This window comes from Arsukibacterium tuosuense, assembly GCF_900215315.1.
Classification (GTDB): Bacteria; Pseudomonadota; Gammaproteobacteria; order Enterobacterales; family Alteromonadaceae; genus Alishewanella; species Alishewanella tuosuense.
The window spans coordinates 380030-395313 of the sequence record NZ_OBEB01000004.1 but is presented as its reverse complement, the minus strand read 5'-3'; the positions used below and the strand labels follow the sequence as shown (position 1 = coordinate 395313).

The 15284-nt window shown below is 50.2% G+C and carries 12 protein-coding genes and 3 tRNA genes; 2 read left to right on the top strand and 13 right to left on the bottom strand.

Going from position 1 to position 15284, the window contains the following annotated elements:
• Positions 1–98: 98 nt before the first annotated feature.
• Positions 99–1301, bottom strand: a complete 1203-nt coding sequence (tyrS, locus tag CRO03_RS10725; RefSeq protein ID WP_097111620.1) for a tyrosine--tRNA ligase — start codon at positions 1299–1301, stop codon at positions 99–101.
• Positions 1302–1448: 147 nt separating this feature from the next.
• Between tyrS and CRO03_RS10720 the strand changes: the two genes are divergently transcribed.
• Together CRO03_RS10720 and CRO03_RS10715 are read left to right on the top strand one after the other, a co-directional pair.
• Positions 1449–2786, top strand: coding sequence for a peptidoglycan DD-metalloendopeptidase family protein (locus tag CRO03_RS10720; protein WP_097111619.1), 1338 nt, complete (start codon positions 1449–1451; stop codon positions 2784–2786).
• A gap of 12 nt (positions 2787–2798) precedes the next feature.
• A complete protein-coding gene (locus CRO03_RS10715; protein ID WP_097111618.1) occupies positions 2799–3881 on the top strand; it encodes an anhydro-N-acetylmuramic acid kinase in 1083 nt (360 codons plus the stop codon).
• Between the two features lie 43 nt (positions 3882–3924).
• Here the strand turns inward: CRO03_RS10715 and CRO03_RS10710 are convergent, their stop codons facing one another.
• The 12 genes from CRO03_RS10710 to CRO03_RS10650 all read right to left on the bottom strand — a co-directional run bounded on the left by CRO03_RS10710 (position 3925) and on the right by CRO03_RS10650 (position 15282).
• Positions 3925–5055 (bottom strand): sodium ion-translocating decarboxylase subunit beta, encoded by a 1131-nt coding sequence (locus CRO03_RS10710; protein ID WP_097111617.1) that lies wholly within the window; start codon positions 5053–5055, stop codon positions 3925–3927.
• A gap of 23 nt (positions 5056–5078) precedes the next feature.
• Positions 5079–6860, bottom strand: a complete 1782-nt coding sequence (oadA, locus tag CRO03_RS10705) for a sodium-extruding oxaloacetate decarboxylase subunit alpha (RefSeq protein WP_097111616.1) — start codon at positions 6858–6860, stop codon at positions 5079–5081.
• A 12-nt stretch (positions 6861–6872) separates the two neighbouring features.
• Complete coding sequence (locus CRO03_RS10700) at positions 6873–7115, bottom strand: oxaloacetate decarboxylase subunit gamma (protein ID WP_097111615.1); 243 nt, start codon at positions 7113–7115, stop codon at positions 6873–6875.
• Between the two features lie 234 nt (positions 7116–7349).
• Complete coding sequence (locus CRO03_RS10695; protein WP_097111614.1) at positions 7350–7916, bottom strand: PqiC family protein; 567 nt, start codon at positions 7914–7916, stop codon at positions 7350–7352.
• Positions 7913–9586: an intermembrane transport protein PqiB gene (gene pqiB, locus CRO03_RS10690; protein ID WP_097111613.1), complete on the bottom strand. Its 1674-nt coding sequence runs from the start codon at positions 9584–9586 to the stop codon at positions 7913–7915. The genes CRO03_RS10695 and pqiB overlap by 4 nt, the downstream gene beginning before the upstream one ends.
• The gene (locus CRO03_RS10685; RefSeq protein WP_097111612.1) at positions 9583–10863 is read right to left on the bottom strand and encodes a PqiA/YebS family transporter subunit; all 1281 of its coding nucleotides are present in this window, start codon (positions 10861–10863) and stop codon (positions 9583–9585) included. Before CRO03_RS10685 ends, pqiB begins: the two co-directional genes overlap by 4 nt.
• A gap of 403 nt (positions 10864–11266) precedes the next feature.
• Positions 11267–11343 (bottom strand) — tRNA-Arg (locus CRO03_RS10675).
• A gap of 51 nt (positions 11344–11394) precedes the next feature.
• Positions 11395–11471: transfer RNA gene (locus CRO03_RS10670), tRNA-Arg, on the bottom strand.
• A 14-nt stretch (positions 11472–11485) separates the two neighbouring features.
• Positions 11486–11575: transfer RNA gene (locus CRO03_RS10665), tRNA-Ser, on the bottom strand.
• A gap of 162 nt (positions 11576–11737) precedes the next feature.
• The gene (gene csrA / locus CRO03_RS10660; RefSeq protein ID WP_097111610.1) at positions 11738–11938 is read right to left on the bottom strand and encodes a carbon storage regulator CsrA; all 201 of its coding nucleotides are present in this window, start codon (positions 11936–11938) and stop codon (positions 11738–11740) included.
• Between the two features lie 244 nt (positions 11939–12182).
• Positions 12183–14804, bottom strand: a complete 2622-nt coding sequence (gene alaS / locus CRO03_RS10655; protein ID WP_425427003.1) for an alanine--tRNA ligase — start codon at positions 14802–14804, stop codon at positions 12183–12185.
• A gap of 10 nt (positions 14805–14814) precedes the next feature.
• Entirely contained in the window at positions 14815–15282 is a 468-nt protein-coding gene (locus tag CRO03_RS10650) for a regulatory protein RecX (protein WP_097111608.1), read from the bottom strand.
• Between the last annotated feature and the right edge of the window lie 2 nt (positions 15283–15284).

The following is a 15284-nucleotide window of genomic DNA, read 5'->3' as shown; positions in this document are numbered from 1 at the left end:
AAGCTTTTCGCAAATTTCGTCCGGCAATGGCACAATAACGAGAAAGGCCGCGCAATGGCGGCCTTTTAACAGGACAAGTTAAACCGTTGAATTTTTGATTAATTCAGGGTTATTCTGGCGAACTTGCGTTTGCCAACCTGATAAATGCCACTACTGCCTTTGTCAACGTCCAGTTTAGGGTCATCAATTTTGATGTCACCGTTTAATTTAACCGCCCCTTGCTTAATCATTCGCAGCGCCTCAGAGGTACTTACTACCAGACCCGCTTCTTTTAGCAGGTTGGCAATGGGCATAGTGTTGCCGGTACAACTCAGGGTCAGCTCAGGAATATCATCCGGCAGCGCATTTTTGCTAAAACGCTGTACAAAGTCCTGATGCGCGGCTTCTGCGGCTGCCTCGTTATGAAAGCGGGCAATAATTTCTTTTGCCAGGCTTATTTTAATATCCCGCGGGTTAGCGCCCTGGGCCATCTGCTGTTTTAATTCGGCTATTTCAGCCAGTGGCCTGAAGCTGAGCAAGTCGTAATAGCGCCACATCAAGTCGTCTGAAATTGACATGATTTTGCCAAACATTTCGCTCGGGGCATCGGTAATACCGACATAATTACCCAACGACTTCGACATTTTCTGCACACCGTCCAGCCCTTCGAGCAGCGGCACCATCATTACCGTTTGGGGACGCTGGCCTTCGTCTTTCTGCAACTCACGGCCCATCAGCAAATTAAAACGCTGATCGGTGCCCCCCATTTCAATGTCGGCTTCAAGCGCTACAGAATCCCAGCCCTGGACTAACGGGTATAAAAACTCATGAATCGCAATTGACTGATTATTAGCAAAACGCTTTTTAAAATCGTCCCGCTCCAGCATCCGGGCCACCGTCTGGCGGGAAGCGAGTTTAATCATACCGGCGGCACCAAGCTCACCCATCCACTCAGAGTTAAATGCCACTCTGGTTTTCGCCGGGTCCAGTATTTTGAACACCTGCTCTTTATAGGTTTCAGCGTTAGCCAACACATCTTCCCGGCTTAATGGTTTACGGGTGACATTTTTGCCACTGGGGTCGCCAATCATGCCGGTAAAATCACCGATCAGAAAAATAACCTCATGCCCCAACTGCTGAAAGGTCCGCAATTTATTGATCAATACCGTATGGCCTAAATGCAGATCGGGCGCTGTCGGGTCGAAGCCAGCCTTTACTTTAAGCGGCTTACCCGTTTTCAACTTGGCAATTAGCTCGTCTTCCAGCAAGATTTCCTCGCAGCCGCGTTTTAGTTCAGCTAATGCCTGTGCCCAATCGGCCATTTTAAACTCCTGACTTAATGCTGTATTGTCTAAACAAACGCCATTCTATAGCATGTTCCAGCCAGGGGAAACGCACAAAACTCTGGTATCTTCGAAAAAAAACGTTTATGCTCGGTTTTTGTGCATTTTCAACAGATGACGGGGCTTATGCGGCAACTGGTAGCAAAAATTCCTTCTCAACACCGGGCATTAATCCTTGCAGTGTCGGTATGTTTAGCCATTATTTTGTTACTACCGTCCGAGCAGGCTGCGGCGTCAAAAAGCAGTAACAGCAGTGCACTGGAAGTAGGTAAACGCTACAGCCTCGATATTCCTCATAATGAACAGCCAGTTACTGAAGGTGTGTCAGATTACACCTTTGAATCTGATGTTACTGATCTGCCTGCTGAAGACAATCTGCAATGGTCAAGCCTGCAGGTGCAACGTGGAGACGTGCTGTCCAATCTGTTTAAAAAAGCTAATGTCAGTCAACAAACCATGCTGGCTATTCTGGCGTTGGGCGACAGTACCAAAACCCTGACCAGATTATTTCCGGGTGAAACGCTCGAGTTTGGTGTGAACGAACAGGGTGAGCTGGCTGAATTACGATATGCCATTAATAAGCTGAAAACATTAAAAGTGAGCCGCGACCTGGCAGGCAAGTTTGTCGCTGAAGAGCTGGAAAAAACCGTAGAGCACCGCCAGCAATTTGCCAGTGCCGAAATTAAATCCAGCTTCTGGAGCGCCGGTATTGAAGCCGGTTTGTCGGAAGCCCAGATAATGAATCTGGCTGGAATTTTTGGCTGGGACATCGACTTTGGCCTGGATTTACGTGCTGGCGACAGCTTCAGCGTACTTTACCAGGCTAATTATGTTGATGGTGATTTTGTTGGCTATGGCACCATTATCGCAGCGCAATTTCAGAACCAGGGCCAGGTCATTCAGGCAGTGCGTCACACCGACGGCAATTACTACAAACCAGATGGCGCCAGTATGCGTCAGGCATTTTTGCGGGCGCCGGTTAGTTTTCAGTATGTCAGCTCCAATTTTAACCCACGCCGCTTGCATCCGGTACTGGGCAAAGTACGGGCACATAATGGCGTAGACTATGTTGCGCCGGTAGGCACACCCATTATGGCGGCAGGTGACGGTAGGGTTACCCACTCTGGCTATAACAACCTGAATGGCAACTATGTTTTTATTAAACACGCTAATAATATCGTCACCAAATATCTGCACTTATCACGGCGCAATGTGAAAAACGGCGATAAAGTAAAACAGGGCGAAACCATCGGCCGGCTCGGTGCGACGGGTCGGGTAACCGGCGCCCACCTGCATTATGAGTTTTTGTTAAATGGCGTACATCGCAACCCCCGAACTGTAAAGCTGCCGCAAGCGACGCCATTGCAGGGCGAGGAACGCGATTTATTTATTGCCAGTGCTACCCCCGTGTTAGCTGAGCTGCAAACCAAAGAACGGGTGTTGTTAGCGAAAATTGCGCCCTGAGGCCGCAACCTTATGTTTTATATTGGTATAATGTCCGGCACCAGTCTTGATGGTATTGATCTGGTGCTTGTCAGCTTCACTCCGCAACCAAAGCTAATTAGCAGCCTGCTTCACCCTTTCCCTACCGAATTGAAACAACAGCTCCAACAACTGAGCCAGCCTGGCAACAACGAAATCGAATTACTGGGTCCGACCGAGCAACAACTGGCCCAATGTTATGCAGCTGGCGTCGCAGCGTTATTAGCGCGCGCAAACTTTACTGCAAGCTCGGTTGCTGCTATTGGCTGCCATGGCCAGACCATCCGCCACCGGCCCGATGGCCCTTATCCGTTCAGTATGCAGATTGGCGATATGCACAAGTTAGCGATGCTTTGCCAGATCCCGGTGATTGCCGATTTTCGGCGTAAAGACATCGCCTATGGCGGCCAGGGCGCACCGTTGGTGCCAGCCTTTCACCAGGCCGTTTTTCAGCAAGCCGCCAGCCACCGCGCTATTGTCAACATAGGCGGCATCGCCAATGTTACCCTGCTGGCAGCTGAGCTGCCGGTAATGGGTTTTGATACCGGCCCCGGCAATGCGCTAATGGATAACTGGGTGATGCATTGCCAGGCAAAGCCTTATGATGAAAACGGCGAATTCTGTAGCCAGGGACAGCTAATACCGGAAATGCTGAGCGCCATGCTGGCCGATCCTTATTTTTTAAAGTCTGCGCCGAAAAGCACCGGCCGGGAGTATTTTAACCTGCAGTGGCTGCAACAATTCCATCCTGAGCACTACAAGGCAGCCGATGTGCAACGTACCCTCTGCCATTTGACAGCGCAAAGCATTGCTGACAGCTTGCGTGGCAGCAAAATACAGCAGGTATATGTTTGTGGTGGTGGCGTACATAACCCGGTTTTAATGGCTGATTTAGCCTCACTGCTAGCTGAAAGTACTGTTAGCAGCACCAATGTACTGGGCGTAGATGCAGATTGGGTGGAAGCCATCGCTTTCGCCTGGCTGGCCTGGGCGTTTCAGCATCAGATTACCGGCAACCTGCCAGAAGTTACCGGTGCCAGTAAAGCTTGTGTGTTAGGGGTGGCTTACCTGCCTTAACCGCTATCAACGCACTACCACCTTACTGCTTTGGCCTGCTGTGTTAACCAACCAGTGCCAGTAAAATGCCGGCCGCTACTGCCGAGCCGATAACCCCTGCCACATTCGGTCCCATCGCATGCATTAACAGGAAGTTGTGTGGATTAGCCTGCAACCCGACTTTATTCACCACCCGCGCCGCCATCGGCACAGCCGATACACCAGCAGCACCAATTAGCGGATTAATCGGTTGTTTCGACAGCTTAGCCATCAGTTTTGCCATCAACACACCCGCAGCAGTACCAATAGCGAAAGCGACCATTCCCAGGATCAGGATCCCCAGAGTCTGAGTGGTCAAAAACTTGTCAGCGCTGAGTCTTGACCCCACTGCCAGGCCAAGGAAAATAGTGACAATATTGATAAGCTCATTTTGTGCCGTTTTGCTTAACCGCTCTACCACGCCACATTCACGCATCAGGTTGCCCAGACAGAACATGCCGATTAACGGCGCAGCAGTCGGCAGTAACAAAATGGTAAGCAACACCAGCATCAACGGAAAGAAAATTTTCTCCCGTTTACCGACAGAGCGCAGCTGAGTCATCTGAATTTCCCGCTCGGCTTTGTTAGTCAGGGCCCGCATTATCGGCGGCTGAATAATCGGCACCAGCGCCATATAAGAGTATGCAGCTACGGCAATAGCACCTAGCAAATCAGGTGCCAGCTTAGATGCCAGGAAAATAGCCGTCGGGCCATCGGCACCGCCAATAATGGCAATAGCGGAGGCTTCTTTCAGGGTAAAACTTAAACCCGGCACCCAATTCAGGGCAATGGCACCAAATAAAGTAGCAAAAATACCAAATTGTGCTGCGGCGCCCAGCAATAACATTCTGGGATTAGCAATTAATGCGCTGAAATCGGTCATGGCACCGACCCCCATAAAAATAAGCAACGGGAAAATACCGGTACCAATTCCCACTTCATAAATCATATACAGCAGGCCACCCGGATCCCCCATTCCCGCCAGCGGTATATTGGTTAAAATGGCGCCAAAGCCAATTGGTAGCAGTAACAGTGGCTCAAAGCCACGGGCAATCGCCAGATACAATAGCAAAAAGCCCACCAGCATCATCACCACCTGACCCACAGTAAAATGCACTATGCCGGTCGAAGCAATCAGGGTATTAAGCGCGTCCATGTAAATTCCTTAAGCCGGTCGTACTACTCAAAACTAATCAGTACGTCACCGGTACTGACCGCATCACCCGCCGCAATATGAATCCTGGCAATGGTGCCATCAGCAACGGCCCGCACCTCGGTTTCCATTTTCATGGCTTCCATAATAATGACCACGTCACCCCGTTTGACCGTGTCGCCGACTTTGGTAGTAATTTTCCAGATATTGCCTGCCAGCGGCGCGTTTAAGGTAGCACCCCCCGTTACCGAGGCACTGCCGGGAATGTTTTCCGAAACCACAGGCCGGACGCTTTTAAGTTCACCCGTTGGGGCCACTTCAACCTCGTATACCTTACCGTCGACCCGCACACTGTAAGCGGCTGGCCCAGACGCCACGGCTGCAGGTTTACTGCCCCCGCCACTGCTCTGCTCTGCCTCTTCTTCAGGCGCCGGCTCAAATGCTGCCGGGTTATTGCGGTTTTTCAGAAACTTAAGCCCAACCTGTGGGAATAAGGCATAGGTCAGCACATCATCGATGGTATCTTTTGCTAAATCTATTGATTCAGCTTTCGCTATATCCAGCAATTCACTGTTTAACTTATCCAGCTCAGGTTCCAGTAAATCGGCCGGCCGGCAGGTTATAGGTTCAGCTCCGTTCAGCACTTTTTGCTGTAGCTCAGCATTTACCGGGGCAGGTGTCGCGCCGTATTCACCTTTTAAGACACCAGCAGTCTCTTTGGTAATACTTTTATAGCGCTCCCCGGTTAATATATTGAGCACCGCCTGAGTGCCCACTATTTGCGACGTTGGGGTAACCAGCGGTAAAAAGCCTAAATCTTCCCGCACCCGTGGTATTTCTTTAAGTACTTCATCCAGCTTGTCCAGCGCCCCCTGCTCTTTTAGCTGGCTCTCCATATTGGTTAACATACCTCCTGGCACCTGGGCTAGCAGAATGCGGGCATCGACACCTTTCAGTGAGCCTTCAAACCGGGCATATTTTTTCCGGACATCCCTGAAGTAGGCCGCTATCTCTGCCAACAGTTCCAGGTTAAGACCGGTATCCCGTTCAGTGCCCTCTGTTATCGCCACTATCGTCTCGGTCGCACTGTGACCATAGGTCATACTCATTGACGAAATCGCGGTATCAAGCATATCAATGCCGGCATCGATCGATTTCTGATAGGTCGCGGTACTCAGGCCCGTGGTAGCATGACATTGCATTGCCAGTGGAATATTAGTCGCTTCTTTAATCCGGGTAACCAGCTCTTCTGCCACATAAGGTTTGAGCAAGCCAGCCATATCTTTGATGAAAATTGAGTCACAGCCCATGTCTTCCAGTTGCCGGGCCATATCAACCCACATATCAATGGTATGAACCGGGCTGACGGTATAAGAAATAGTACCCTGGGCGTGCGCACCGACACTGATTGCAGCCTGCACTGCCGTTTGCAGATTGCGAATATCATTCATCGCATCAAAAATGCGGAAAACATCTACACCATTAGCATGGGCCCGCTCGACAAAGGCTTTCACCACATCGTCAGCATAATGGCGATAGCCCAGCAGATTCTGACCACGCAGCAGCATTTGCTGTTTGGTATTTGGCATGGCCTTTTTTAACTCGCGAATGCGGTGCCAGGGGTCCTCGCCCAGATAACGAATACAGGAGTCAAAAGTCGCACCACCCCAGGATTCCATCGACCAGTAGCCAACCTGATCAAGCTTGCTGGCAATGGGTAACATATCTTCCAGACGCAGGCGGGTAGCCAGTAATGACTGGTGCGCATCGCGCAAAACTAACTCAGTTAATAACAAAGGCTTCGTCATGCCAGCTTCCTCTTATTTATGTTGTTGGCGATACTGGTGTACTGCAGCGCTGATGGCCGCTACCACGGCAGGTGATACACCGTTAGTGGCAGCATCAATTTTGTTGGCTTTGTCCGCCACCTTCACTGGCGCATAACGACGTAATAAGTTACTCATTACTGTCATTAGCAACACCAGCAGTAGTAAAAACGTAAACACACTTGCCATGCCAATCAGCATTAATGTCGCCGACTCAAGCAATAAATCAGTTACCATCTGCGTGTTCTCCTTTACTCGCCCGTGTTTTCACGACCAGTGTTTCATGACAATAAAACCAATGCAAACAGCATAGTTCAGCAATCGCGGCGCTGCCGCCCTAAATACAGGCATTATGGAGGGTCGCGAGCCAGCTGAATAATAAAACTGCGTGATAGCAGCCATTTCGACTGCGAATCACCAAAGACTTATCAACGTCTAGCCGTCTGGAAAGATATCGTGAAGCGTTATTAATTACAAGTCCTGCTGGTTAATATCAGTTATCAGACCGGTTATTACTTGTTGCCAGCCCAGGCTGAGTGCATTGACCAGCGCCGGATAACCGTCGGCAGTCAGAGGTTGCTGATAGCTGAACGCCTGAGTAGCGTGCTTGCCACCTGAACCTAAGGTGTAATGACCACTGATAATGGCCACGCCATTTGCCTGAGCATGAAAACGATCGACTGTCAGTTGCAGCTGCAGATCGCCGGCGCCACTGGCTGGCGCCAGCTGAAATGCCGGCAACCGCGCCTGCAATTGTTCAGCCAGCAAACGATATAATTGCTGATCCAGCGCATCGGCCCACAAATTACGGCTGGCGATAACCAGCTCCACATCCGAACGTTCCATTACCAGGCCAGCACCATTCAAGTAGTTAGCAACCTTAACTGGCTGCAACTGTAATTGGGTTTTAGCCACTGACTGCGCAACGGAATTTGTTTGCTCCGGCACTGGCATCGTCAGCTGATAATAGGTTACCGGCGGCGCGCTGCTGCAGGCAGATAAGCCAATGAAAAAGACAATCAACGATAATAACTTCATAATCTGGCTTTCCTTGGTTCAGGTTCAGGTTCGTCGCTGGCATTAAATATTAACGAATTACTTTGCTGGTTCAGGGTTTTAATTACCGGTTGCAGTTCTCTTAACACCTGCTCCAGCGCCTGCAAGTTGGCGCTGACACTGCTATAAGCTTCTGCTTCCGGACTAAACCCTTGTAAAGTGCTGCGCAGCTGCTGCAGACTCAGCTGGATGTCTGAGGGCAATTGTTGTAGTTGTGGCTGATCGATTAACGCCTGCATGCTCAGCATCAGTTGCTCGGCGTTCTGCATCACGTCGTTAGTGGCGGCAAGGGTTTGCTCACCTTGTGCCAGCATCGATTCAACCGGTAAGTTGTTAATTTTGTCTAACGCCATCAGCAGCTTTTGCTCCATATTGCTAAAGCCACTGCGTGCTGACGGCAGCGCCGGGTAACCCACCGACGTACTCAGCTGTTGCTGCTCACTGAATAACTGCTGCAAGGCAGTGTCTTCCCGCCAGCTACTGTTGATATCAAGATCAATGTATAACGCGCCGGTTATCAAATTGCCGGTTTTTAACACCGCATGCAAGCCGTCCTCGATAGCTTGCTTTAACTCAATATCCAGCTGCGATAAGTTTAACTTTTCATACAGCCGAGCAGACTCGATCCTGATTAATACCGGAACTCCCTGTTGCAACGACACTTCAAAAGGCTTATCAATGGCAAAGAAAAATGGCACTGTGGCAACGGTACCGACCCGCACTCCACGATACTCGACCGGCGCGCCGGCTTTCAGGCCCCGGACCGACTCATCAAAAAATACCAGGTATTCGATGTACTGACTGTACAACCCCTCCTGAATACTCTGTTTGTCTGGAAACAACTGAAATTCGGTGCCATCCGCAGCACGCTCGCCCGCCGGCCAGCCGTCCATCAAATCAAAACTGACACCACCGGTTAACAACGTAGTGGCCGAGCCAATATCTACGCTTAAGCCTTCAGCAGAAAGATCAAAAGCCAGCCCGCTGCTTAACCAGAAGCGGACATTGTCAGTAACCAGCTCATCATAGGGTTCACGGATAAACAACTGAAAATGCGTGCGCCGCTCTGAAACATTAAAATCGCTTAATTCCACAGTCCCCACTTCATACCCACGGTATAGCACCGGATCGCCAACAGCCAGGCCGGTCGTGTCGGCAGAATTCAGATTAACGCGGACGCCCGGTGCGTCTGCCGGGGCAACAGGGGGCGAATTTAATAACGGATAGCTAAGCTGCGTTTCACCGTTGTCCCCAGGTTGCAGCTCAATATATACACCGGACAACAGGGTATTCAGCCCGGTGACACCGCCGCGTCCGACCTGAGGCTTTACCACCCAGAACTGTGAGCCGGCGTTTAGCAGTGGTGTCATATTGGGTTTCATCCGGGCCTGAATCAGCACCTGGGTTAAGTCATCACTTAGTTCAACCGATACCACCTGACCGACATCGACGCTGCGATTTTTAATCTGGGTTTTGCCAGCGATAATGCCCTCTGCATCCTCTGCAACCAACAGCAGCATAACCCCCTGATTCTGAAAATGACTGAACAGCATCCACAGGCCAATCAGTACCGCCGCTATTGGCACCACCCAGATAGGTGACCACTGCTTAATTACCCGGACGTTAGCTTTAACCTGTGCCGACTCTGTCACGTTGTACTTCCTTCTGCTCGGTATTGAAACGGTTGATCTGTAGTCTGCTCTTGTTTATCCCACAGCAACCGCGGATCGAAACTGACTGCTGCCAGCATCGTGGTGATAACAACGGCTGCAAACAGCACTGCAGCTATCCCAGGATAAACGCTGGCGAGCAGGCCAAAACGCACCAGCGCAGCCATAAAAGCAACCACCAGCACATCCACCATCGACCAGCGTCCAACCCAGTCAACCAGCCGGTAAACATTGCCGCTGCGTTTGCCACCAGCTTGTTTAGATGTAGTGGCCAGATAACATAACCAGAACATGACAACAATCTTAACAATCGGAATAACCACGCTGGCCAGAAAGATAATTATCGCCACCGGATACTCGCCATCCTGCCACATTAAAATAAAGCCACTGATGATAGTCGAATCAATAACTTCGCCAAAAGATACTGTACGCATAATCGGCAGAATATTGGCCGGTATGTAAAGCACACAGGCGGTAACCAGCAAGGCCAGTGTTTTCTGAATACTGGCTGGTAAGCGGCTGGTCACCCTGGTATGACAACGACTGCAGTGACGTTGCTGCAGTGGCAGCACAGCGGTACAACAATGGCATAATTTTAACTGTTGGTCCAAACCGGTGCTACCGGCGCTGATTTTTTTATCAGGTTGCGGAGCTGGCGCGATACTGGCCCACAATGCATGACGGTCCAGCACCTGAAAGGTGCGCAAATGCAATAAACAAAACAGACAAAACGCCCAGAAACTCATGCCCAGTGAAATTTCTGCGGTTGCCACCAGTTTTACAAAGCTGATCAGTAACCCCATCAGAAAGATATCGACCATACTCCAGGGTTTAAGCATATACAGCACCCTGGCCACCCAAATCCGGGCAGGTAAGCGATAGCGCATGCCCACTTTTAAATAAATAACAGCCAACATACAAAAGGCCGGCACTGCCTGAATAAATAGCCAGATTAGGATGGCTAACACCTGCTGATATTCCGTGAACAGCACAGCAGACGTATCAAAAAAATGAATTTCGCTGCGATTACCAGCAATTGCCATACTGACAAAGGGAAACAAATTCGCCAGTACTAACATCAATAACGCAGACGCAGCATATAACGCGGGCCGCATTACCGGGTTATGCTGCCTTGCATCCAACTGATGCTGACAGCGCAGACAATGTGCTTCCTCGCCCGGCGCCAACGGCGGCAGGTACTGCAGCAAATCACAGTGCGGGCACAATACCAGCTCGTCAGCAGCTGTATTGCTATTCATAGCTGAAACCTTAGTTTGCTGGGCTGAAGTGTCGGCAGTCGTATTCACGGGATACCCTAAGCTGCTTTGTATAGGTAAAAGTTTTAACAAGTTACCTTATATAATCAGCAGTATATATCACTTTAAAGATAAGCCGGGGCTGAACAACAAAGAAAAATTTTTGCCCAAAAGCAAAAACCCGCTATGGCGTTAGCCGTAGCGGGTTCTTCGTATATGGTGGACGCAGGAGGATTACAGGCGGCTTTCCTGCCGCCTGCCCTGCGGGCCGCACTAAAGTGCGTTCCGGTTTGCTCCCGGCAAACCGGTCGAACCTTACGGAGCTTCTCACCTCCAGCGTCAGTGTGGTGTCAACTCCATAAGCAAAAACCCGCTATGGCGTTAGCCGTAGCGGGTTCTTCGTATATGGTGGACGCAGGAGGATTCGAACCTCCGACCGCTCGGTTCGTAGCCGAGTACTCTATCCAGCTGAGCTATGCGTCCATGGGTACTGCTTGTGTGACTATTTGTACGACTCATCCAGAATTTTATAGATGGTGGACGCAGGAGGATTCGAACCTCCGACCGCTCGGTTCGTAGCCGAGTACTCTATCCAGCTGAGCTATGCGTCCGCTCTATAAAAAAATGGCGGAGAAAGAGGGATTCGAACCCTCGATAGAGTTTCCCCTATACACCCTTAGCAGGGGTGCGCCTTCAGCCACTCGGCCATTTCTCCGCGCTATGTTGCGGCGTGTATATTAATGTCTCAGGAAAATAAGTCAAACAATTTTTAGGACAGTAAAGACTGTTTGCCGACCTTTTAAACAATTAGCTCACTATTTACCAGCTATTGGTTAAAACAGGCAATTTGGTTACCAGCATCCTGCCGGTAGTTTTTCTAATCGGCCTCGTTGAAGCCGCCACCAGAGGTATCTTTTTCAGCCTGGATCCGCATGTAAATTTCTTCACGATGAACAGACACTTCTTTTGGTGCATTAACACCAATCCGAACCTGATTTCCTTTTACACCTAACACGGTGACGGTGACTTCGTCTCCGATCATCAGAGTCTCACCAACACGACGGGTAAGAATTAGCATTCGCTTGCTCCTTTTCCTTGCAATTACAGTGACCTTTCACCGTTGTTTTCGATAAAACGCCGTATAGTAACTCAGCTGGCCCCTGCTTGAAAAGCCAACACCTGATATTTATAAAACACCCCACGGCACTATCCGACAAATTGTAGCAAGTTCGCCGGTTGCGCGCGGGGTTTCGCGACATAAAACAGATTTAAAACGGCGAAGCGTCATATTTAATGCAATACGCCGCAATCGTTCGCTGCGATCAGCTGTTTAGCTTATCGCGGATATATTGTTGCGCACTTTCCAGTACCGCTGGTAGCGCACTGGCATCAGTGCCGCCAGCCTGCGCCATATCAGGCCGGCCGCCGCCTTTACCACCAAGTTGTTGCGCGGCCCATGCGACTAACTGTCCGGCATGCACTTTACCGGTTATTTCAGCGCTAACGCCGGCAATTAAACTAACTTTAGCATCATTCACGGTCGCCAGCAGGATAACCGCGGGGTTAAGTTTATTTTTCAGCTCATCGAGCATCGTTCTTAAACTTTTCGGATCTGCCTGCTCAACAGCACTGATTAACACATTAACCCCGACAATTTGCTGAACCTGGCTTTCCAGCGACGAACCGGCCTGACTGGCTAACTTTGCCTTTAACTGTTCTACATCTTTTTCCAGAGCCCGGCTTTTATCCAGTGTCTGCTGTACTTTGTCAGCCAGGCTTAACATATCGCCTTTTAATAAGGCTGCCGCCTGCGAGGCCTGTTGTTCAAGCTGCTGCATATACTGCAGGGCGCCATTACCACTTACTGCTTCAATCCGGCGCACGCCAGAGGCGATACCAGCTTCTGCAACTATTTTGAACATGCCAATATCACCGGTACGGCTGACATGGGTACCACCGCAAAGCTCAATTGAAAACTCGCCCATCGACAGTACCCGCACCTCTTCGTCATATTTCTCGCCAAACAGCGCCATAGCGCCAGCAGCTTTCGCTTGCTCTATTGGCATCAGACGAGTTTGCAGTGGGTTATTCAACTGAATTTGCTGGTTTACCAGCAGCTCTATTTGCCGCAGCTCACTGGCTTTAACCGCTTCAAAATGACTGAAATCGAACCGTAAGCGCTCTGGCCCCACCAGCGAACCTTTCTGGGTAACATGTTCACCCAAAACCTGACGCAGCGCAGCATGTAATAAGTGAGTGGCAGAGTGATTCTGTTTTATTGCTGCACGTCGCTCGCTGTCAATTCTGGCAGCAACTTTATCACCAACCCTGAAATCAGCCGTTGCCTGCCCCTGATGAGCAAAGGCTTTACCTAACTTAATAGTGTCTGCCACCACGAACTCGCCACCCGTTGCCAGCAACAGCTTACCGCTATCCCCTATCTGGCCACCCGACTCGGCATAAAACGGTGTTTTATCCAGCACCACTAAACCACTGGCGCCGGCCGCCAGAGTCTCTGCCGCTTCACCTTCGCTAAAAATTTCAACAACTGTGGCATCACCAAATTCATGCTCGTAGCCGGTAAACGCGGTCTGCTGGTGTGAGCTTAACGTCGCGTTATAATCTGCACCAAAGTTTGAAGCCTGCTGCGCGCGCTTACGTTGTGCCGCCATGGCCGCATCGAAACCCTGCTGGTCAATGGTCAGATTACGCTCACGCGCGACATCGTTAGTTAAATCGACCGGAAAGCCATAGGTGTCGTACAATTTGAATACTAAATCGCCTGGTATCACGCTGCCCGACAAGCCCGCCAGCTCTTCATCCAGAATGCTCAGGCCGCGCTCCAGCGTTTTGCCGAACTGCTCTTCTTCCAGCCGCAGGGCCTTTTCAATCACGGCTTGTTTTTCTGCCAGTTCAGGGTAAGCCTCACCCATTTGCGCCACTAAAGCACCGACTAATTTATAGAAAAACGCGCCCTTTGCGCCCAGTTTATTACCATGACGCACCGCGCGGCGGATTATCCGGCGCAGCACATAACCACGCCCCTCATTGGCTGGCAATACGCCATCGACAATTAAAAAGGCGCAGCTACGGATATGATCGCTCACCACCCGCAGTGATTTATCAGCTAAGTCGGTTGCACCGGTAATCTCTGCTGCCGCTTTGATCAGCGCAACAAAGGTATCTATTTCATAGTTGCTGTGCACGCCCTGTAAAATAGCGGCAATCCGCTCCAATCCCATGCCGGTATCAATACTTGGCTTGGCCAGCGGCTGCATTTCGCCATTTGCCTGGCGATTAAACTGCATAAAGACAATGTTCCAAATCTCAATAAAGCGATCGCCATCTTCTTCCGGTGAGCCTGGTGGCCCACCCCAGATATGTTCACCATGGTCATAAAAAATCTCGGTGCATGGTCCACAGGGGCCGGTATCGCCCATCGCCCAGAAGTTGTCTGAAGCATAAGGCGCGCCTTTATTATCACCAATCCGGACAATCCGCTCCGCCGGTACACCAATTTCAGTTAACCAGATATCGTAAGCTTCATCATCTGTGGCATACACGGTAACCAGCAGTTTTTCTTTCGGCAGCTTCACGACTTCAGTTAAAAACTGCCAGGCATAGTTAATCGCTTCACGTTTAAAATAATCGCCAAAACTAAAGTTACCGAGCATTTCAAAAAAGGTGTGATGCCGTGCTGTGTAGCCTACATTTTCCAGATCATTGTGTTTACCGCCGGCCCGCACACAGCGCTGAGCGGAGACCGCCCGGCTGTAACTGCGCTTATCCTGCCCCAGAAACACATCTTTAAACTGCACCATCCCGGCGTTAGTGAACAATAAAGTGGCATCGTTACCGGGAATGAGCGAACTGCTGGCGACTACCTGATGTTGTTTACTGGCGAAATAATCAAAAAAAGCCTGCCTGATCTTGGCCGAAGTCATCGTCATGAAACTATCCTGTCCGGTTGGGTTGGTTCGTTAATTCAGTAAAGACCGCCTTAATCTGCTCGCTGCTAAAACCACGCCGCTGCAAAAAGGCCATCCGTTTCGTTTTTTCTTTATAGTCAGCTATCGGGCTGTCGCCATATTTCTTCTGATATGAGGCACTTGCCAACGCCCACCAATCAATCGCCAACGCATTAATACAATTGTTTAACTGCTCTGCACTGATTTTCTGCGCCCGGCATTCCTGCAGCAAATAGTTATAGCCATACCCCTGGCGTATTCTGCTGCGTACCAGCATACTTAAAAATCGGCTTTCATCAAGATACTGCTGTGCTTTACACCAGCTGATAACCTGCGCCAGCTGCTCGGGTAAAGCCCCTTTCTGCCGCAATTTCTGGCTCAACTGGGCTTCACTGTAATCGCGCCGACTAAGCCAGTTTAACGCGTTTTTTTTCAGCTCAGCGAGTTCAGCCATCG

What these genes read in the sequence shown, in the direction of transcription:
- CRO03_RS10700 (WP_097111615.1), bottom strand. Translation starts at nt 7,115, where the DNA reads ATGGTAACTGATTTATTGCTTGAGTCGGCGACATTAATGCTGATTGGC.
- CRO03_RS10710 (WP_097111617.1), bottom strand. Translation starts at nt 5,055, where the DNA reads ATGGACGCGCTTAATACCCTGATTGCTTCGACCGGCATAGTGCATTTT.
- CRO03_RS10715 (WP_097111618.1), top strand. Translation starts at nt 2,799, where the DNA reads ATGTTTTATATTGGTATAATGTCCGGCACCAGTCTTGATGGTATTGAT.
- tyrS (WP_097111620.1), bottom strand. Translation starts at nt 1,301, where the DNA reads ATGGCCGATTGGGCACAGGCATTAGCTGAACTAAAACGCGGCTGCGAG.
- csrA (WP_097111610.1), bottom strand. Translation starts at nt 11,938, where the DNA reads ATGCTAATTCTTACCCGTCGTGTTGGTGAGACTCTGATGATCGGAGAC.
- oadA (WP_097111616.1), bottom strand. Translation starts at nt 6,860, where the DNA reads ATGACGAAGCCTTTGTTATTAACTGAGTTAGTTTTGCGCGATGCGCAC.
- CRO03_RS10720 (WP_097111619.1), top strand. Translation starts at nt 1,449, where the DNA reads ATGCGGCAACTGGTAGCAAAAATTCCTTCTCAACACCGGGCATTAATC.
- CRO03_RS10695 (WP_097111614.1), bottom strand. Translation starts at nt 7,916, where the DNA reads ATGAAGTTATTATCGTTGATTGTCTTTTTCATTGGCTTATCTGCCTGC.
- CRO03_RS10650 (WP_097111608.1), bottom strand. Translation starts at nt 15,282, where the DNA reads ATGGCTGAACTCGCTGAGCTGAAAAAAAACGCGTTAAACTGGCTTAGT.
- alaS (WP_425427003.1), bottom strand. Translation starts at nt 14,804, where the DNA reads ATGACTTCGGCCAAGATCAGGCAGGCTTTTTTTGATTATTTCGCCAGT.
- CRO03_RS10685 (WP_097111612.1), bottom strand. Translation starts at nt 10,863, where the DNA reads ATGAATAGCAATACAGCTGCTGACGAGCTGGTATTGTGCCCGCACTGT.